At 38.4% G+C, this 19,135-nt stretch carries 21 protein-coding genes; 5 read left to right on the top strand and 16 right to left on the bottom strand.

Translation table 11 applies throughout. From position 1 onward, the window contains the following. Nucleotides 1-130: 130 nt before the first annotated feature. The 3 genes from ABVT42_RS13735 to ABVT42_RS13725 are packed head-to-tail and all read right to left on the bottom strand — an operon-like array spanning nt 131 to nt 2,266. A complete protein-coding gene (locus ABVT42_RS13735; RefSeq protein WP_353896394.1) occupies nt 131-1,048 on the bottom strand; it encodes a hypothetical protein in 918 nt (305 codons plus the stop codon). Next, on the bottom strand, nt 1,048-1,719 hold the full coding sequence (locus ABVT42_RS13730) for a zf-HC2 domain-containing protein (RefSeq protein WP_353896393.1): 672 nt from the start codon (nt 1,717-1,719) through the stop codon (nt 1,048-1,050). The genes ABVT42_RS13735 and ABVT42_RS13730 overlap by 1 nt, the downstream gene beginning before the upstream one ends. Further along, nucleotides 1,709-2,266, bottom strand: a complete 558-nt coding sequence (locus tag ABVT42_RS13725; RefSeq protein ID WP_353896422.1) for an RNA polymerase sigma factor — start codon at nt 2,264-2,266, stop codon at nt 1,709-1,711. Before ABVT42_RS13725 ends, ABVT42_RS13730 begins: the two co-directional genes overlap by 11 nt. A 319-nt stretch (nt 2,267-2,585) precedes the next feature. On the opposite strand from ABVT42_RS13725, the gene ABVT42_RS13720 reads away from it, so the two are divergent. The 3 genes from ABVT42_RS13720 (at nt 2,586) to ABVT42_RS13710 (ending at nt 4,990) form a co-directional block, all read left to right on the top strand. After that, the gene (locus ABVT42_RS13720; protein ID WP_353896392.1) at nt 2,586-2,906 is read left to right on the top strand and encodes an SPFH domain-containing protein; all 321 of its coding nucleotides are present in this window, start codon (nt 2,586-2,588) and stop codon (nt 2,904-2,906) included. A gap of 89 nt (nt 2,907-2,995) precedes the next feature. Next, nucleotides 2,996-3,226, top strand: coding sequence for a type II toxin-antitoxin system antitoxin (locus ABVT42_RS13715; protein WP_353896391.1), 231 nt, complete (start codon nt 2,996-2,998; stop codon nt 3,224-3,226). 594 nt (nt 3,227-3,820) lie between these two features. After that, nucleotides 3,821-4,990: an FHA domain-containing protein gene (locus tag ABVT42_RS13710; RefSeq protein ID WP_353896390.1), complete on the top strand. Its 1,170-nt coding sequence runs from the start codon at nt 3,821-3,823 to the stop codon at nt 4,988-4,990. Between the two features lie 14 nt (nt 4,991-5,004). Here the strand turns inward: ABVT42_RS13710 and ABVT42_RS13705 are convergent, their stop codons facing one another. Then, nucleotides 5,005-6,678, bottom strand: coding sequence for a serine/threonine-protein kinase (locus ABVT42_RS13705; RefSeq protein WP_353896389.1), 1,674 nt, complete (start codon nt 6,676-6,678; stop codon nt 5,005-5,007). A 271-nt stretch (nt 6,679-6,949) separates the two neighbouring features. Further along, nucleotides 6,950-7,900: an arginine deiminase-related protein gene (locus tag ABVT42_RS13700; RefSeq protein ID WP_353896388.1), complete on the bottom strand. Its 951-nt coding sequence runs from the start codon at nt 7,898-7,900 to the stop codon at nt 6,950-6,952. 526 nt (nt 7,901-8,426) lie between these two features. Here ABVT42_RS13700 and ABVT42_RS13695 point away from each other — a divergent pair. Further along, entirely contained in the window at nt 8,427-9,329 is a 903-nt protein-coding gene (locus ABVT42_RS13695) for a transcriptional regulator GcvA (RefSeq protein ID WP_353896387.1), read from the top strand. A 57-nt stretch (nt 9,330-9,386) separates the two neighbouring features. Here ABVT42_RS13695 and ABVT42_RS13690 read toward each other — a convergent pair whose 3' ends face one another. From ABVT42_RS13690 to ABVT42_RS13640, 11 genes are all read right to left on the bottom strand, one after another. After that, nucleotides 9,387-9,650, bottom strand: coding sequence for an HPr family phosphocarrier protein (locus tag ABVT42_RS13690; protein ID WP_353896386.1), 264 nt, complete (start codon nt 9,648-9,650; stop codon nt 9,387-9,389). A 114-nt stretch (nt 9,651-9,764) separates the two neighbouring features. Further along, a complete protein-coding gene (gene rapZ / locus ABVT42_RS13685) occupies nt 9,765-10,619 on the bottom strand; it encodes an RNase adapter RapZ (protein ID WP_353896385.1) in 855 nt (284 codons plus the stop codon). Between the two features lie 84 nt (nt 10,620-10,703). Beyond that, nucleotides 10,704-11,165, bottom strand: coding sequence for a PTS sugar transporter subunit IIA (locus ABVT42_RS13680; protein ID WP_353896384.1), 462 nt, complete (start codon nt 11,163-11,165; stop codon nt 10,704-10,706). A 119-nt stretch (nt 11,166-11,284) separates the two neighbouring features. After that, complete coding sequence (gene hpf, locus ABVT42_RS13675; protein ID WP_353896383.1) at nt 11,285-11,572, bottom strand: ribosome hibernation promoting factor; 288 nt, start codon at nt 11,570-11,572, stop codon at nt 11,285-11,287. Nucleotides 11,573-11,657: 85 nt separating this feature from the next. After that, nucleotides 11,658-13,136 carry an RNA polymerase factor sigma-54 gene (locus tag ABVT42_RS13670; RefSeq protein ID WP_353896382.1) on the bottom strand — a complete coding sequence of 493 codons (1,479 nt, stop codon included), beginning with the start codon at nt 13,134-13,136 and terminating at the stop codon, nt 11,658-11,660. Between the two features lie 291 nt (nt 13,137-13,427). After that, complete coding sequence (gene lptB / locus ABVT42_RS13665) at nt 13,428-14,153, bottom strand: LPS export ABC transporter ATP-binding protein (RefSeq protein ID WP_353896381.1); 726 nt, start codon at nt 14,151-14,153, stop codon at nt 13,428-13,430. A gap of 14 nt (nt 14,154-14,167) precedes the next feature. Next, nucleotides 14,168-14,872, bottom strand: coding sequence for an LptA/OstA family protein (locus ABVT42_RS13660; protein ID WP_353896380.1), 705 nt, complete (start codon nt 14,870-14,872; stop codon nt 14,168-14,170). Beyond that, nucleotides 14,865-15,473, bottom strand: a complete 609-nt coding sequence (gene lptC, locus ABVT42_RS13655) for an LPS export ABC transporter periplasmic protein LptC (RefSeq protein ID WP_353896379.1) — start codon at nt 15,471-15,473, stop codon at nt 14,865-14,867. Before lptC ends, ABVT42_RS13660 begins: the two co-directional genes overlap by 8 nt. 24 nt (nt 15,474-15,497) lie before the next feature. Next, on the bottom strand, nt 15,498-16,031 hold the full coding sequence (gene kdsC, locus ABVT42_RS13650) for a 3-deoxy-manno-octulosonate-8-phosphatase KdsC (RefSeq protein ID WP_353896378.1): 534 nt from the start codon (nt 16,029-16,031) through the stop codon (nt 15,498-15,500). A 3-nt stretch (nt 16,032-16,034) separates the two neighbouring features. Beyond that, nucleotides 16,035-17,021: a KpsF/GutQ family sugar-phosphate isomerase gene (locus tag ABVT42_RS13645; RefSeq protein WP_353896377.1), complete on the bottom strand. Its 987-nt coding sequence runs from the start codon at nt 17,019-17,021 to the stop codon at nt 16,035-16,037. Between the two features lie 361 nt (nt 17,022-17,382). Then, nucleotides 17,383-18,360: a calcium/sodium antiporter gene (locus tag ABVT42_RS13640; RefSeq protein ID WP_353896376.1), complete on the bottom strand. Its 978-nt coding sequence runs from the start codon at nt 18,358-18,360 to the stop codon at nt 17,383-17,385. A 309-nt stretch (nt 18,361-18,669) separates the two neighbouring features. Between ABVT42_RS13640 and ABVT42_RS13635 the strand changes: the two genes are divergently transcribed. Continuing rightward, nucleotides 18,670-18,900: a BolA family protein gene (locus ABVT42_RS13635; protein WP_353896375.1), complete on the top strand. Its 231-nt coding sequence runs from the start codon at nt 18,670-18,672 to the stop codon at nt 18,898-18,900. The last annotated feature ends 235 nt before the right edge of the window (nt 18,901-19,135 follow it).

Raw genomic sequence — 19,135 nt, 5'->3', positions numbered from 1 at the left:
ATTTTAAAAGTGGTTATATCATGTAAAGTACTCTAGTAAATAGGGGAAGTTTAGCCGAAGTTTTTACTTCGGCTTTTTTTATTTTAGCAACTAATAAACTGTAAACTTACCATGTGTGTCAAGATTAAGCTTAAAGCTGGTAGGTTGTTGCTGAGCGTAATAGATTGTCTTTTGAATTACAGCTTTTGATATCTGAATAATCAAATACATGTATTTTATCTTCGTTGTTTTGGAAGTTTTTGAAGATGATTGTGACATACTCGCCTTTGTTTAAAGAGCGTAATGTTGCGCCATAGTCGCACAACGTCGAAAATATAATATCTGTTTTACGCTTAATATTTTCCGTCCGCTTTTTACTACGCTTGTCTCGATATTCCTGCATTGATTTTTTATAGCTTTCCATTTCTTGGTTGAGCTTATCCACTTGTTTTTGTAACTCGACTTTCATCGCTTTAATTTTTTCATTATTGACTGCACTCTCATTTTCTTTTCTACTTTCAAAATGCAGCTTTTCTCTTTCTAAAGAACGGATTTCACGCTGTAAGTCTCTTACTTTTTCGCGTTGAACATGATTACGCTCGCGTAACCTTTCGAGCATTTCCATATGTTCCTGGTAAGCTTCAAATTGTTCTACTTCGTCCATTTCCAATTCTGTCGGCGATATTGGCTGAGGTGGGTGAGGTATCGATACATCTGGAATATTAGCGATAGCATTACCCACTTCAGAGGCAACGGCTTCGACAAAATGACCTATTCCTTCTCCGAAATCCTCCCAGCTGTTGATTGAGTCAAAACTGCCTTTTGAAAAGTTAAAACTAAACACCATGCCTTGTTTGGCCAGATAAGTCGCTTCGGTATTTTTGCTACCATAGATAGCTGCCTTATTCTGATGTTGTTCTGCCAGTGAAGTATCAAATATTTTACTCATTATTTTGAGTTCTTTTTGCGCTCGCTCAAAGTTATCGGATTGCGCGGTCAGGGTGCCAGTTTGAAGTGCCAGTATACTGGAGAACGCAATAACCGATTTTTTTATAAGACAGTGTTTCATCATTTGTCTCCCTTAGTAAAGTTTGCAGACTGAATAATTTGATTAATGTACTGGTTGTTTTCAATCAGATTGTCAGCTAAATAAGATAATTGTTTATCGTATTTTTGTTTATCTTCATAACGCTGAGTCTGTATTCCGGTCACTAAAAAGTTGAGATCATCGCGTCTTTCATCCCGGGTTTTTTCTAGTATTTTTGACATTAATAGTTTGTTGGCCATATCTTGCTTGGTGGACTGATCAACCAACCGAGCATCGAGCAATAAAGCTTGTTGTTGTTTAAATTCTGTCAGTTTTTGTTCGACTATCTGGTTGATCTGCTGTTGATTAGAACCGCCAAAAGCAATTTGAAATCCTTGTTCATTGGTTGTAAATCGTACCTGAAACACGACCATTAAAATTGCTGCGGCTGAGGCCGCTAATGCAGTCCAGTTTAGCCATTGGCCGGTAGTTTTTTTGTTGCCTGTAATATAGCGGGTTCTATGCCAGTCGGGGACTGGTTCGTTTTGCCATTGAGTTGCTGCGTGGTGAATGCTCAGACTATGTTGATAAACTTTGCGGCAACTCTCACACTGTTCGATGGCTCGTTCAAATGCTTGACGAATCTCGGGAGATAGTTTGCCATCAATATAATCGGTTAAATGTTCGGTTACGATTTGATGATCACACAACATGTTTAATCTCCAATTGACCTTTAAGTTTTTGTAAAGAAGTATATAAACGGGTTTTTAGCGTGCTAATAGCAACACCAGTTTGTTGACTGATTTCTTCAAATGTTAAATGTTGAAAAAACTTCAGTTCGATAACTACTCGTTGTTCTTCAGAAAGCTGGGCTAACAATGATTTGATCTGTTTATTGGTCGAAAATTGCATATATTCTGATTCGGGCGAGTTACTGGAATGAAAATCATCATCGTCAATTTCACCTGCTTTAAATAAAGGATTGCGCCCACTGGCACGTAAAAAATCGATAGTTTTATTTGAAGCAATTCGCATCATCCAGCTTTTGAACTGTCCTTGACCTCGATAAGCGGGTAAATTACGGTAAATAGCGATAAACACTTCTTGCATCAGATCCATCGCATCAGAACTGTTATAAGTCATACGCAAACAGTAGTTATAAATCAGACCTTCGTAGCGCTTGACCAGCGTAACCCAGCTCGATTGTGAGCCAGCTAGTGCTTTCTCTATGAGTTTTTCGTCTTTTCGTTGGATAAACATCACTAACTTTTGGCTCTTGGTTAATTAATCAATTCATTCATTGGTCAGATATTCTTTAAGTCGATATGTTGTCATAAATAGTTTGGCCGAGAGGCTGAATTTCTTCATTTTATGCAATTTCAATGTGATTTGGTGAAAAAGTCACTGTAAACAGATTAAATATTATCGATGTGGATTTTTAACTGTTTGATATTTAGAGAAAAAACAATTGGAAATGATTCCCCCTATAAATTTTATTTGATCTTTTACTAAAATGATATCATTATGATATCACAATGTTTTGGTGAGGATTAGTAAGAATGAAAGAGAAGATAATCAATTGGCTTTAATCGCAGGATTGCTGCTATCGATTAAAAGTTCAATGGTTATGACAGTGGTTATATCACTGGTATCGGTGCTGGTGGTGGTTTGCTGGTTTGGGTTTTTTACGGTCAATCCTAACGAAGCTAAAGTTTTGCAGTTTTTTGGAAGATATATCGGAACGGTGCATGCCAATGGTTTACGCTGGGCCAATCCGTTATATAGCAAGCGAGCCGTTTCTTTACGGGTGAAAAATTTTGAAAGTGGCAAAATAAAGGTTAATGATAAAAACGGAAATCCCACTCAAATTGCTGCAGTCAATACAGGCAGTCTGTATTAAAATACTATGATCTTTACTTGGTCATATTATTTTATGTGCAACCTGTTGGCCCTGGCGGGGGAAATTATTCAATAAAACTGGAGTTTTAAGTGGCGAAAAAAGCGTACCCACTAAGAATCAATGAGGATATTTTAAAAGCTATGCAGCTTTGGGCTGATGATGAGTTGCGTAGTCTTAATGCGCAGATAGAATTCGTTCTGCGCGAATCTTTACGTAAACATGGTAGAATAAAATTTCAGCAAGCAGACAAAGTTATCGTTGATAAAGATGCCACAGAATCAACTGCTTCGCGGCCTGCTCAATCACAGTCTACTAAATAAGATTGAAAATTCATTGCCACACACTATTTAAAATTATCGATTTACTTTGTCTGCTCTGTTGATTGATTATTATCTTTAACGCTATAAAAAAACTGAAGTTATTGGTTCTCTAAAAATCGGTTTGCTATTTATTTTTATCTTAATTGCGGCAATCTGATTGTAGACCGATATGACTGCAGTTTGCTTATCATTAACGTCGGTTGATATATTGTTTGTTGATATGGGGTATATGTTAGGCGCCTATGTGGCCTGACTTCGCGGACAAATACTCCTGTTTGCTGCAATTGCAGCACAGAGCATAAATGCTATTTTTTGAGATTTTATAAGTTATTCAATTTCTTTATTTTTTTGATTTAGGATAGTTTCTGTTCTAAAACTAAGCTATAAGTCCCAAATTACGGTCAAAACAAATAGAATTGCGCAGATTATCTATAAAAAGATATTTTGTAAGAAGAAATAAGTCGTTATTATATGCCAATTATTTGGGGTGACTAATTTTAGTTAATTTACTCTTAACATTTTGACCATTCACCGATTTGTTGATTTGTTCATTATGCAAAGTAAAACTAGGAAGTATAGCGGACAACGTTATTTATGCTTAAAATTCAGTTCGAGGATCGACGTAAACCAGCCATGTGGCTGGTTGATTCAACTCTTAAGTTAGGTAGTGATCCTGGTTGTGATATTGTTGTTAATGAACCAATGGTTGATCCAGTGCACGCGGAACTGGTTATCCAGCAGGGTGAAATATTATTGCGCAATGTGAGTAATCATCGCAGTATTTTCATTAATGATATTCCAATTGTTAAAGAACAGACTCTACAGGCCTGGGATACAATTCGTCTGGGCTCTAGTGAGCTGGAGATTATTGATCCGTTAAAAGAGCGTGCAGGAGAACGTGCACCAAAAGCCGCGCAGGCAACAGTTGTAAGACCTGTTGTCAGTCCTTGGATGCTTAAAGCCATTTCGGCACCACTAGATGGACAATATTTTTCTTTGTCTGATGGCGCGATCATTGGGCGAGAAAAAGCTGCGGATATTGTTGTACCAATGAGCTTTGTGTCTCGGCAGCATGCCAAAGTTGCAATTCGCAAAGATAATTTATTTATTGAAGATCTGAATTCATCAAATGGTACTTATGTCAATGGTGAGCGTGTACTAAGTTGTGAACTACGCAATGGTGATGAAATCAAAATTGATGAATTCAAGTTTAGTGTATTAGGTCCTGCTAATCCTTCAGGCAATAAACCTCGAACACTGGTCAAAGATAAGAAAACTAAAAAATCTGTCGAAAAGTCCGCTGTAAAGTCAACCACCAATGGAAATGTTCGGGCGGCAGAGTTTAATAAAAAAGTGTTTTTACATGGTTTGTCAAAAGATGCGGAAGGCAAGGTTTTTGAGATTACCAATGCCGAAAACCATATTTCAAGAATGTTAGGTCATCACCTCTCGACTAGTGAAAAAAGTGTATCAGCTCGTCATGTCTATTTGATTGATACGGAGTTAGGTTGGGAAATAAAAAATAACGGCGCATCTGATGGCTTGCTGGTAAATGGTAAAATGCAGTCGCGTGCAGTTTTACAAGATGGCGATGAAGTGATTGTTGGCGGAACATTGTTAAAATTTCAAAGTGTCGGTGATCAACCACTAAACTATGCAAGCCAATCGGTTCAAAAGAGTCAATCAAATCGTATTGCTATTGGCGTAATTCTAATTGGTGTGATTTTGGCGGGTGTGTATTTTTCTGGTGTGTTTGGGAACTGAGCTTTAATACCGCCCTAGATAAAGTCTTTAGCGACTAGAGCGATAATACAAAGTACCGCTATTGCTAATAAAATACTCAATATTCGAGTGTGATCGGTTGGTGGGCGGTTAGCTCTTTGTCTTGGTCGAACGCGTGATTTTTTGACTCTGGCTTGTTGTTTTCCCATAGTAGAGCGACTGTTCTTATTGGCGTCGAGATCTGCAATTCGTTTTAATTCAATGAAACATTCCTGCGCGGTGGTTGGCCTGTTAATAGGATCTAATGCCAGCATTTTGTCCAACAGTTTTTGTAGCCGAAAAGATATTTTCTGGTGATTGCTGGGGAGTGGTTGATTAGGTGGTACACCAAATAACATATGATGAAAAATAGCGCCCATTGAATAGATGTCATACTGTTCACTAAAGGCTTGGTTTGCCGGTGGACGGTAAGCATTATTAACGGTTGACTCATCATTGGATGGAATGCCAAAGTCGCACACTTTAGGATTTTGTTTGCTATCGAATAATATATTATTTGGAGCCAGATTTTTATGGAGAATTTTATTCTGATGAGCATAGTCGATTGCTGAGCAAATGTTCATTGCGGGCTTGAGAAATTCCTGCTCACTAAAATCAACGATTAACTGATTACTTAAACTACCGCCAGCCAAATACTCCGTAATTATTGTTGCACTTTTATCTTTTTTTACCGCAGCAAAAGTATTGATAATATTAGGATGTTTAAGACTAATTAACATTTTTGCTTCTTTTACACCGGCCGAGTCTTTAAAGTTACGGCGAATAACAAAAAGCTGTTTATTACTTTTTTTCTGAAACAAATAAACGCGCTTGTTTTTAGATTCATCTAAAATATCCAGTAGATTAAAATTATTCGTCAAATCTTTATTTTCACTTTCGACACTTTGAATACTGGATTGACCCAAGTGACTACCTTGCGAAATTCTGAGTATTTCGTCACGGATTTGATCGACTGTAAAGTAGCGTTGAATGGGATCGGTAGCACAACATTTTTTAATAAGTTCAGCAAGGGCTTTAGTTGATGAGCGAAACTGTGAAGATTGTTCAGCAGCTGATTGATTAAACAAGTTATCAAATAAAATGCCAAGTGAATAAATGTCACTGGCAACAGTTGCTTTGGTATAATCGTGCTGTTGCTCGGGCGCAACATAACCCTGGGTGCCCATGACACTAGTTGCCGTTTGCGAGTCGTGACCTTCATCATTGACTAATGCAATGCCAAAATCCAGAATCTTGACGTGTCCATGCTGGTCGATGATGACATTAGAGGGTTTTATGTCTCGATGAATAACGCCATTTTTATGTGCGTAGGCCAGTCCTTTACAAAGTTGTACGGCAATATCCATTTTTTTGTTAAATGGTAATGCACCTTCTTCAAGTATCATGGCCAGGTCAAGCCCAATGATTTTTTCCATGACGAAAAAAGGTTGTGATTCATCGGTTAACCCTTTATCAATAATTTGAACAATGTTCGGATGATTGAGGCGTGCGATTATTAGCGATTCATGTTCAAACAGGGTTTGTGCTTCGGGGTGGGATAGAAGTTTACGACTTAAAAATTTAATGGCAACTGAACGGTTTAGCGACAACTGTATGGCATCGTATATTTTTGCCATGCCGCCAGAAGCGATTTCTTGTTGTATTTTATATCCATCCAGGACAGGTAGCATTTTATTAACTTAGTTTTATGGATTTTTTATTAGTTTAGTCCTAAACCCGCTATTTTTCCTGAAATTAACAACTAAGTGTCTAAATTTAAAAGCAATAACCATCACTCAAAGAGGTATGAGAAAACAATCTAGCTGGTATTTTAGTTATTTTTTTGAGTGAGTCATCTCTTTTATGGCACGTTTGATACGCCTGATTATTACATCTATTTTTTACTTTTTGTCGGCAGTTGAGGAGTCCATTGATAGCCCCATCTACTGATAAAAGGCTATTTCAAATTCTGTTTTGTAAAGGCAAAAAGTTTTCCGCTATCATGCAACGAGCGCTGCCGCCGCCGATTTTTTCGATTGTATCAATTGAGCAAATGACTAATTCGCCGTGCTTTTCCAGTTGCTGTTGCTGTGCTTTTTCAAAACCTTTAAATGCGGAGCTCGACATCACAATTAATGGCGATTGGGATTTGGATCGTAATTGTATAATGTTACCGCAAAAGTTTTGACCCATTTGCGCTTCAGAAATAATAATGACATCATCAAATGTTGCTTCTAGTTGCTTAAACAATGACTGCTTGCTTGTTTGAATGATTTCTTTAGTCACCAAACAAAAGTGCTGGCCACAAGACATCATGACATTTGTATGGTAAATCGGATTGCCGCGGCAGCTTTGCGTCTCAAAAGCAACAGGTTGGTAATCAAATTGCGTGGCAAACTGATTTAACAGATGAGCATCGCAACGCTCTGAGAGTGCGGCAAAAACTTGTCGAGAAGGGTGGTGAAAGACCAGGCTGCCGGTCCCTTCTAGCGCTTTGTGAGCAGGATTGTTTAAACGTAAGTCAACCTGTTGTGAAATTTGATAGCCTCGCTGTTTTAGCGCATTGGACAGATTATCGATTTGCACTTCATCTTGACGATTTGGTGTCTTCATTGGATAAATAATCAGTTTTCCATCTGCTTGTGTTGAAAACCAGTTATTTGGAAAAACGGCATCTGGTAAAGGGCCTGAGTTTTGCGGCTTTCCTAGTGTGATAATTTCAACGCCTTTATCTTGTAGGTGCTGTTGCATTTGTTGAAATTCTTCAAGGGCTTGTTGTCTGACTTGTTTATTGGTTAGTTGTGTCGGTCGCTGTTGGTACTCATTATCTTGTCCAGTTTGTTCATTAAAACCAAAATCGATAGGTTTTACCATGATAATTGAGTGGGTCAGTTGTGGTTGATTGAACATCATTGCAAGCAGCTTAAATTAAGAAGTTGCCTCAAAATAAACGGTATAACAAGTGAATGCAATAGCTGTTTTTGATAAATTTTAGATAAAAAAAAGGCCTGCATTTAAGCAAGCCTACTTAGTAACTAGCTGTGAAATATTAGGACCAAAAAAGGGGTAGGAGGTCACAGCTTTCCACTAATAAATTCTGTTGGGACAGAATAAAACAACTCTCAAAATAAGGTACAAAACACCACTAACACTATAACTTAAACAGAAAAATCAATAATTTAAGTACCCGTTAGCAAAAATTGCGCTAGCAAATAAAACTTTGTGTCAGACAACTGTCATTAATTAGACAATCTAATTAAAAAATGGATGATTCAGACAAAATCAATACCTTGTGAATATTGCCGTATCGTCTGTATCCAGCGTATTCCCTAACACAGGATGAACTATACAAAGGTAATTGTACCTTTTCAAACGATCATTTATAATGCTTCGCATTAGAAAAACTAATGTGGATTTTGGTATCTCAAAATTTTAGTTCATGTTACGTAAATTACCCCCATTAAAGAGTCTCAGGGCCTTCGAAGCTGCGGCTAGACACTTAAGTTTTACTCGCGCAGCTGACGAATTATTTGTGACTCAGGCCGCTGTCAGTCATCAAATTAAATCATTAGAAGATTTTTTAGGTGTTCAACTTTTTGTGCGCCGAAATCGTCAATTATTATTAACCGATGAAGGACAAAGTTTTTGGCCCAAAATTCGTGATATTTTTGAAATTCTGATTAACGCAACTGAGGAAATTAAAGCTCAGCGTGCCAGTGGCGAAATTACCGTTAGTGTCGTGCCGTCATTTGCTACTGTGTGGTTGGTTCCCAGGTTATCAAAATTTAAACAGCTTTATCCTGAAATTGAGGTGAGACTGAAGGCCAGTGATGAAAAGGTCAACTTTGTACGGGAAGACATTGATGTTGCTATTTATTATGACACGGGGGACTATCCTGGTATGCACTCGGTCACTTTATTAACCGAAAAATTGGCGCCACTGTGTTCTCCTTCGCTGCTAGAGGGTGATAAACCTCTTAAATCACCGCAAGATCTTAAACATCACACGCTATTGCATGATGGAACTACCGAAGATTGGCGCCGTTGGTTGCGTCATGCTGGTGTAAAAGGCGTCCCCTTAAATCAGGGACCTGTGTTCAGCCACTCGGTTATGGTGCAACAGGCAGCTATCTATGGTCAAGGTATAGCCATGGGACATCTTGTATTATCACAAGCGGACGTTCTTGCTGGACGCCTGATAAGACCGTTTGATTTGATGATGGAAAGCGATTATTCCTACGACATTGTATGCCCTAAAGAGTCGGCTGATCGTCCTAAAATTAAAGCATTTACCCACTGGCTGCTGGAAACTGTGCGAATTGAAAGTGAAGGGCTGATGTAATTGGCTCCATTTAAGCGTTTCCTTTTTAAATAGTGCGTTTTGTGTTGCTCCCTTAGGCTATTCACCAAATCCTTGTGCGAACAGGCGTTGCAATGCTTGCAATAATTGCGTTGCGTCAGGGCCTTCACTGGTAATTCGAATGTGTGAGCCTTTGGGGGCATTAAGTGTTAATAGCTTTAATAAACTATCACCTGGGGCACTGCGCTCATTGTGATGCAATATGGCATGACTACTGTATTGAACCACTTCGGCAACTATTCGGGCGGCGGCTCTGGCGTGCATGCCTTTTTGATTGATCACTTCGCAGGTAATTTCTGCCATAGCGGTTAGGTATTATTTTTTTTATGCGTTGTTTTTAATTAGTAGCAAAAAATAGCATACTCTGCGAATAATTTTTCTGGAATTTTACGCAGAGAATTAAAAATAACTGGCAGACTAAACGATTTGTTTAATTTCTCGATGGCGAATTTGAGTATTAGGATAAAGCGGTTTAAAGTTTTCAGCCAGTCGCTCCGCTAGATAAACCGAGCGATGTTGTCCTCCGGTGCAGCCAATAGCAATAGTTAAATAAGTTCGGTTGCCTTCTTCAAATCTGGGAATCCAGGTTTGTAAAAAGACTTTTATTTGCCAATAGAACTCTTGAACATCAGGCTGTTGCTCTAAAAATTCGATCACCGGTTGATCTTGCCCGGTAAATGGACGCAGATTTTCATCCCAATGCGGATTCGGTAAACAGCGCGCATCAAATACAAAGTCGGCATCATTAGGTGGTCCGTTCTTAAAGCCAAAGGATTGTATTTGAAGACTGATATGTTTTGAATTGGTGCCGAGTACCCGCTTAACGATCACTTCACATAATTCATGTGGTGATTTGGATGTAGTGTCAATAATCAGTTGGGCATAGCGAGTAATTGGCTCGAGACGTTCTTTTTCGCGTTGTATGGCTTCTGATAATGACAAGCCCTCTGCGGTTAAGGGGTGGCGACGTCTGGTTTCACTAAAGCGCTTAAGTAAGGTGGTGTCGTTGGCATCTATAAAAACAACATCTAAAGAGTATTGACTGGCTTCAATTTGTTGAATTAGTCGGTCAAACTCATCGACCGTATGCGATACATTGCGAGAATCTATGCCAATTGCTAACCCCGGATAATGTTCATCGATTTGTTCGAGCAACGCCGGAATCAATTTAACGGGGATATTGTCGACACAGTAAAAGCCTTGATCTTCAAGTGCGCGAAGCGCAACTGTTTTGCCTGAACCTGACCGACCGCTTACGATAACTCTTTTCATATTCCAATGAGCCTGTCTAGTTAGTTTGCTTTAGATAGTTTTGGTTAAAACGCGTACAATCGTATCTAACCATAATATATTGATTTAGTGAATTGTTTCTGACGCTTTAACTAATATTTCAATTAATGCTTCTCGGCAGTGTGCGTGGCGAATTTGTGAAACCAGAGTTGAGTCAGATAATATTTTTGCAATTTCGGCAAGACTGCGTAATTGTTCGTTGTCGGCTTGTTCTGGCACCATAATGGCAAAAATGATATCAACAGGTTGATTGTCTGGTGCGTCATAATCGACTGGCTCATCAAGCAAAATAAAGACAGCTGTTGCTTTTTGACAGGCCTTAACCCGACCGTGAGGAATGGCGATACCATGTCCTAAAGCGGTTGAACCTAGTTTTTCACGAGTGAATAGGCTTTCAAAAATATCTTCGACAGGGCAGTCAATTGATTGCGCCAATGTTTCACTGACTTTTTCAAGTATTTTTTTCTTACTCGATAGCTTGAGACTACAAAATGTGGCTTCCGGCGTAAGAAGTTGGTTGATATTCATGAGATGTTGTTTGTGTTTTATTCTACTAGAGCTGACTGTTAACTTTATCACAATCAGCCCTAATACTTTTAGTCCTTTTTTATAAAAATTTGTGTCATTTTGATGACTTGACTAGGACATTAATGGCGAATGAGCTTTTCTTTGTGTTTTATGACCTGACGATCAAGTTTGTCGACCAGATTATCGATTGCCGCATACATATCTTCTGACTCACTGTTGGCGAATATTTCACCACCATTTACATTGAGTTTGGCCTCAGCAATTTGTCGTAACTTTTCTACTTGCAAGATTACATGGACATTGTTGATGTGATCAAAGTGGCGGCCAATTTTTTCAAACTTTTCAAAAACATAGTTTCTTAATGAATCAGTAATATCTAAATGATGGCCAGTTAAGTTTATTTGCATAGTAGTATTCCTTCTTTAGTTGATGGAAAATTAAGATAAATGCCGTATGTTCAGATTACTGTCATCCGACATGGTTCTTAATGTCTTAGATCAATTTTTTCCTCTCATTTGAAGGAGGAATTGACATCGCTTCACGATATTTGGCAACCGTGCGTCTAGCAACCTTGATGCCTTGATCTTTTAATAAGTTTGCAAGTTTACTGTCGCTCAGGGGTTTTGCCTGATTTTCCGCGCTGATCAGTTTCTTAAGTACTGCGCGAATTGCTGTAGAAGATGCTTCACCGCCAGTTGTTGTTCCAACATGGCTTGAGAAAAAATATTTTAATTCAAAAATTCCTCGAGGTGTCCACATATATTTTTGTGTTGTCACGCGAGAAATGGTTGACTCATGCATTTCAACTTCTTCTGCAATATCATTTAGTACCAATGGTTTCATTGCTTCTTCGCCGTATTCTAAAAAGCCAACTTGTTTGTTGACTATACAAGCCGCCACTTTTAACAAGGTTTCGTTACGACTTTGCAGACTTTTAATAAACCATTTGGCTTCCTGCAAATTATTTTTTAAAAATACATTATCTGCGCTGTTATCTGCACGTTTGATTAGTGCAGCATAGTCATTATTGATTTTTAATTTGGGCGTGCACCCATTATTCAACTCTACGCACCAGATTCCTTTAGTGTCTTTTGAAACAAAAACATCAGGTGTAATATATTGTGCGGTATTTTGATTAATTTGATTACCGGGACGGGGATCGAGTGATTGAATCACCACCAGCGCTTCTTTCAACTGGTTTTCGTTAATGCCTAATTGGCGGGTGATTTGTCGATAATTGCGGCTAGATAGCTCATCAAACTGCTGTTGAATTATTAATTGAGCCAGTTCAGTAATGCTCGTTTGCTCTTTAATTCTTTTAAGCTGAATCAATAAGCATTCCTGGATGTTTCTTGCAGCAATACCGGCAGGTTCAAAACTTTGTAATAAATGTAAAACCGCTTCAACTTCTTCGACTTCGATGCAGTTTTCCGGATCATCAATTTCGTCAACAAACATTTCAACCACATCATTAATGTCTGCTTGAACAAAACCCCGCTCATCGATTGCGTCAATCAAAATAGTGGCAATAGTGCGATCAATATCAGAAATATTCATCATATCGATCTGCCATTGTAATTGATCTCTCAATGATTCAGATGTTTCTCCCTGATATTCAGTGTATTCATCATTATGGCTGTTAGAGGAGGGGCCTTGTGAAACATATCCCCAATCTTCCCATTGCGAATCGGTACTTAATTCATCACTTAACTGATTATCTTGCAATTTCTCACTAGTGTCTGATTCGTCATTGTTATCAGTGCGTTGTTCGCTTTGATTATCGAGTGACTCTGTCTGGTTAAGCTGGCCATCTTCATTAGCTTCAGCTTCCAGTAATGGATTGGAATCAAGGGTTTCCTGAATTTCACTTTGCAGGTCAAGACTTGAAAGTTGCAACAATTTAATTGCTTGCTGCAACTGGGGGGTCATGGTAAGTGATTGACCGATTTTAAGCTGTAAAGATTGTTTCATTAATATTATTTTCCAGAGACGATAACTAGTGCCTCTTAGTACCTTTAACTATAGCAGTTATTCTTAAATTTGATTGGAAAATATTCAAGAAAGACTGTGCTTATGAGTTTAATATGAAGCTGTTTAATCTCAGTTTCAAGTGTTAATTATAAGAAAATTATATTTTATTCTAATACCGATTAAAATTTAAACATGATCGCTATCAAAACCATAAAATTGCTGACTGTTTATGATCTTTTTGGTGTTATATTGTTTTGTATAGATGAGTGATTTTAAATTGAATTAGTTCTATTAAATGGTAAAGTTATCACCTAAATAGACTGCTTTAACCTGAGGGTTTGTTAAAATCTCATTGGGTGTTCCGTGGGCCAATAGTTTGCCCGAATCGACAATGTATGCTCGCTGACAAACATCAAGTGTTTCACGCACATGGTGATCGGTAATTAGAACGCCAAGTCCACGGGTTTTTAGTTGTTGAATTATAGCTTTTATTTCACCTACAGAGATGGGATCAACTCCGGCAAAAGGTTCGTCAAGTAAAATAAAACGGGGTTCATTAGCCAGCGCTCTGGCAATTTCAACGCGTCTTCTTTCACCACCCGATAAAGCCATGCCAAGACTTTTGCTAATATGCGTGATTTGAAACTCTTCGAGTAAATTTTGCATTTTTTGAAGGCGTTGTGAAGGTGATAATCGAGTATCAAGTTCAAGAATAGCCAATAAGTTTTGTTCAACTGTTAACTTACGAAATACTGAGGCTTCTTGAGGTAAATAGCCGATACCTAAACAAGCCCGTTCATGCATTGCCATGTGGGTTATTTCTTGTGCATCTAAAAAAATTTTACCACCATCTGCCTGAACTAAACCGACTATCATATAAAATGAAGTGGTTTTTCCTGCACCATTAGGCCCGAGTAAACCGACGACTTCGCCAGTGTTTACCGTCAAAGATACGTCAGATACTACTTTTCTTTTTGCATAAACTTTAGCGAGATTTTTCGCTTTCAATTGGCTCATTTTTTATCAAGTAATTAATTTTGTGTAGATTGAATAATTTCAATTTGTTTATCAGGAAATTTTGACATTTGCAAAATTTGTGTTTGTAAGTTGTAGCTTAACTGGTGTGCGCTGGCTTTTGCGTTATCGCGCAGCATAACAATATTGCCATTTAATTTAATCAGATTATTTGCTTCGGAATAAGTTAAATGGTCGGCAGTAATTACAATGGGCTCGCCATCAATTTGGGCAATATTCAAGGTTAATGGATTTCCGGTAACATTTAATTGATAAGTCGGTTGCTGCAAAATTGTCAGTATGTTTCCTTTCACTTCAAATGACTGTTGAGCAGATTGATGTTTTATCAAATGAATATTTTCTTTAGCGGTAATTTTATTTTCGTTAATATTGTAACGAATACTGGTCGCAGATAATTGCTCTATTGATTGCGATAAGCTATCTTTTTGTTCAATGTGAGCCGGTGAACCAAAAATTTCAAATTCAGAATATGTTTGTTTATCTTTTGATTGTGGTGTTGATTTTAAGAGTATTTTATCACCAGATAACTTTCTAAAATTATCAAAAATAACAACGTTACCTAAATAGATTGTTGTATTGTTTTTGAGATCTGTCTGGGTTTCATCACTTTTAAAATGCCAAGTATTTGTTTGGGCGAGAATCGCTGATGATAGCATTAGATTAATAGCAAAAATCAATACAATCAGTTTATTTTTAGTCATTTGTGTATATCTCACCTGAAACCTGTGATTTTAATTTTAGCTGACTACGCTTAAAGTCTATTTGCATGCCAATTGCACTGGTTAAGCTATGCTCATTTTTAATCGTTACAGCAACTTGATTTTCTGCAATTTGGCGGTTTAAATCAACGTTCAAGTGAGAAGTATCGATAGATATTTCCGGTTGACTTTTTTGAGGGGGTTGGGTTTGGACTATTTCCCTCATAATGATTTTTTTATCAAGTGTTAATTGATTCCTTAAATGATCAAACTCACCTTTGGCTGCACTGACTTGCCATGTATTTTGTGTCAACTGTTGAGCATTATTCGTTTTTTCCTGCGGATAAAAAATAATATTAGCGGTTTCCATAATGGACAAATTTTTGCTGGCAAAGTGTTCCATCAGTTGTGCATTCAATTGATTTTCAAGATTGCCCTCAGAGTTAAATTGGCGAATCTTTATATTTTTAAAATAGTAATCTGACTGCGGTGTTGCAATAGTTGATTGATTCATAGTTGATGGCGTATTGTTTTGCCAGTAGATAAGCGCTAACACCGCAATAACAATAGGGCTGCCGATAATAATTTTTGTTTTTCGTCTCATTATCAGTAATTTTATTTTAAGAAACTATTGCAGGAAACTGTGACAAATTGATTTGAGCTTATTTTGCGCAAATAAAATCAAATCAGCGGCATTTCTTACTGCACCTTGTCCACCAGCTTGTTCGGTAATCCAGTCGGCATGCTGTTTTACAAAAGGATAGGCATCGGCTACCGCTATACCCAATCCAGAGCGTTTCATTAAGGGTAAATCAGGTAAATCATCGCCAATGTGTGCGGCTTGTTCTGGCTTTAAGTCAAGTTGTGAAAGAATGTCGTGAAATGCTGCACGTTTATCTTTTTGTCCCTGAAAAAGTAATTGGATTCCCAGTTCTTTGGCGCGCTTAGTAACAATGTCTGACTGCCTTCCGGTAATAATAGCGACGTTAATTGCTTCGGCTTGTAGTAACTTGATGCCAAGTCCGTCTTTAATGTTAAAGTTTTTTAATTCCAGACCACTATCGGTAAAGTATACTTTTCCATCACTTAACACGCCATCAACATCACAAATTAAGAGTTTTATTTTTTCTGCTTTAGCTAAAATATCATTTGAATAATTCATTAATCAAACAACTCCGGCAATTAATAAGTCGTGCATATTTAACGCGCCGACAGGCTTGTTTTCATTATCGGTAACAACTAAAGCATTAATTGCATTTTGTTGCATAATTTGCAGCGCTTCAGCAGCCAGCCGATTGGCTTTGATGGTTTTGCCGCCAGGCGTCATCACCTGACTAATGGGCGTATTTCTAAAATCAATATTACTTGCCAATGTGCGGCGTAGATCACCATCGGTGTATATTCCTGCAAGCTTGCCATTTTTATCAATAATACAAGTCATTCCAAGACGCTTAGCGGTCATTTCAACAAGTGCCTTGTCTATGCCTGTGTTTTGTTGTACCAGTGGTATGCGATCGCCTTTGTGCATTATGTCGTCAACTTTGAGTAATAAGCGCCTGCCTAAACTACCGCCTGGGTGAGATAATGCAAAGTCATCTTCGGTAAAGCCTCTAGCTTGCAGCAGTGCTACAGCCAGTGCATCACCCATTACCAGAGAAACTGTAGTTGATGCTGTTGGAGCCAAATTTAGAGGGCAAGCTTCTTTTTCTACTGAGGTGTCGAGATTAACCGTTGCGAAGCGAGCGAGGGTTGAGTCAGTTTTACCTGTCATACTGATCAAGGGAACATTCAAACGCTTAATAACAGGCAAAATGCTGATTAATTCGCTGGTCTCTCCTGAATTAGATAATGCTAACACAACATCTTTAGGGGTTATCATCCCTAAGTCACCATGACTGGCTTCGCCAGGGTGCACAAAAAATGCGGGACTGCCAGTACTGGCAAGTGTGGCAGCAATTTTGCTACCAATATGACCTGATTTACCCATACCGATAACCACCACGCGCCCCTCACAGGTGAGCAATAATTCACAAGCTTGGGCGAAGTTATCATTGATTTTGCCCGCCAGAGCTTGTACCGCATTTATTTCTATTTCAACCACTTGGCGGCCGCGTTCGATGAATTGTTTCAAGTCAGGTTTTAGGTTAGACATAAATTTCCTAAAAATTTTACTCAGCACTAAGACTCTTTAATTAACCGTTGTTGGCTAGTAATTGGCTAAAAGCAGACAACCTTGTAAGTTGTACTCAAGTTGTCACGAGTCACAAGCTAGAGTATACCGTTTTTTCGCCAGTTTTTACTAATGCTCATTATTAGAGTGAGTTATTCTCTAGTTGGAATTCGAGGTGAGTGCTAAATAAAGTGGATTAACCTAATTCGAAAAAACAAGTTTAGACAAGTTAAATCAGTTAGACGCTGATAATTTTTGTGTTAGCTATTAATATTTGGTACTGGCTTTGCCTAAAGCTCTTTATTTGTCAGCTTTTAAATATGAAGGTTGGCTATGAAAGCAGTTATGCTTGTGAAGCCATGGCAAACTGGTAGACCTGATAGCCAATAAAGCAAGAAAGTAATATACCGCCTTCTATACGATTGATCTTCCCTGGTTGACCTTTTTTTCCCCAAGCCATAAAACAGACGGCAATAATGATTCCAACCATAAAAGCGTAATCAAACACTAAAATACTCTTATCGACATCGACGGAAACTATTAAAGCCGGGACACCAAGCACAGCAAGCAAATTAAAAATATTAGATCCGACCACATTACCGATGGCTAATTCATGTTCACCTTTCAATACGCCAGTAATTGATGCGGCCAGTTCTGGTAGACTGGTACCAACGGCCACAATAGTCACACCAATTAAAAAGTCACTAACACCGTAATCGTGGGCGATGGCTGTTGCACCATTTACCAGCAACTTTGAACTGAGCTGTAATAAGATCAGGCCCAGTACCACCCAGAAAACCGCACGCCAAGTTGGCATTTGCTCGGGAAGTTCTTCGATGAGTTCTTCAAGCATTAAATCACTTTGATTGCGATTTTTTAAGGCCGAATGGGTTAACCATGAAATATATGCGCCAAGGCTGATCAACAAAATTAAGCCATCTGTCAGTGAAAGTTCGTAATCGAGCATTAAGATAAAAGCGAGCAACATGACTCCAAACAACACTGGAATTTCTCTTTTGAGCATTTTAGAGTGGACATTAAGAGGGGTCACAAGTGCCGCAATGCCTAATACCATACCTACATTGGCAATATTAGAACCAATGGCGTTACCGATAGCCAGTCCGGGTGTGTTATTCATTGCGGCATTAAGGGAAACGATTACTTCGGGCGCGGAAGATCCCATGGCAACAATGGTCAAACCAACAATCAATGGAGAGATCCCCAGATTACGCGCAATTGCTGCTGCGCCATCGGTAAAACGATCGGCACTCCAGACGAGTAAAGAGATGCCTGATATGACCATTGCAAAATAAATCAGCATTTGTGTGATGTAAACCTAGTAATTCCTGAAAATAGCGTAACCAGCCTAGATCTTGAGAGCTAATCGCCTAATTCGCAAGTTTAAATTTGTTTCAATCCATTAAGAAACTGGCGTGTGGTTGTTATTAATTATTCGCCAATTTTGTCCTTGCATGGGTAAAGGCGAGACATTATACGGAAGTTAGGGCAAAAGTATTACTGTTTTTAGTTAACCTAGCACAAAAATTTATTGCTCGTCTGCTTATACATCTGGGTAGTTTCGATGTACAATCGCCGCATTTGCATAATTAACCTTTTTTTGAGCCTTAAAATGACAGAATTAGAGATTAAAAACTTAATTGAAGCTGGATTAAATACGCAATCAGTTGAAGTCAGAGGAGATGGCCATCACTTTGAAGCGATTGTTATTTCTGAGGAGTTCGCAGGAAAACGTCCCGTGGCAAGACAACAAATGGTCTACGCAACTGTTCAACCCGAGATTGCATCTGGCAATTTACATGCGCTGTCTATCAAAACACTGACCCCAGCAGAAGCAAATTAATCTGAATTTATTGCATTAAGCGCTACACTATATTGATAACCAGTTGATATTTGGCAAAAAATTAGCCATTATCGGCAAATTGTCTGACTGATTGATTGAATTTTTCATTAATAAAGATCGGTTGATTTAGATGATCAGTTGCCATTTGCCAACGCAGATTATGTAACCTGATGAGTAGTCTAAACTGCTCAAATCGGGCTAAAAATTTGTGACTGGAATCATCATGAATACATCA

The sequence above is a fragment of the Aliikangiella maris genome, from assembly GCF_040719265.1.
GTDB lineage: Bacteria > Pseudomonadota > Gammaproteobacteria > Enterobacterales > Kangiellaceae > Aliikangiella > Aliikangiella maris.
This window is presented reverse-complemented; position numbering and strand designations above follow the sequence as displayed.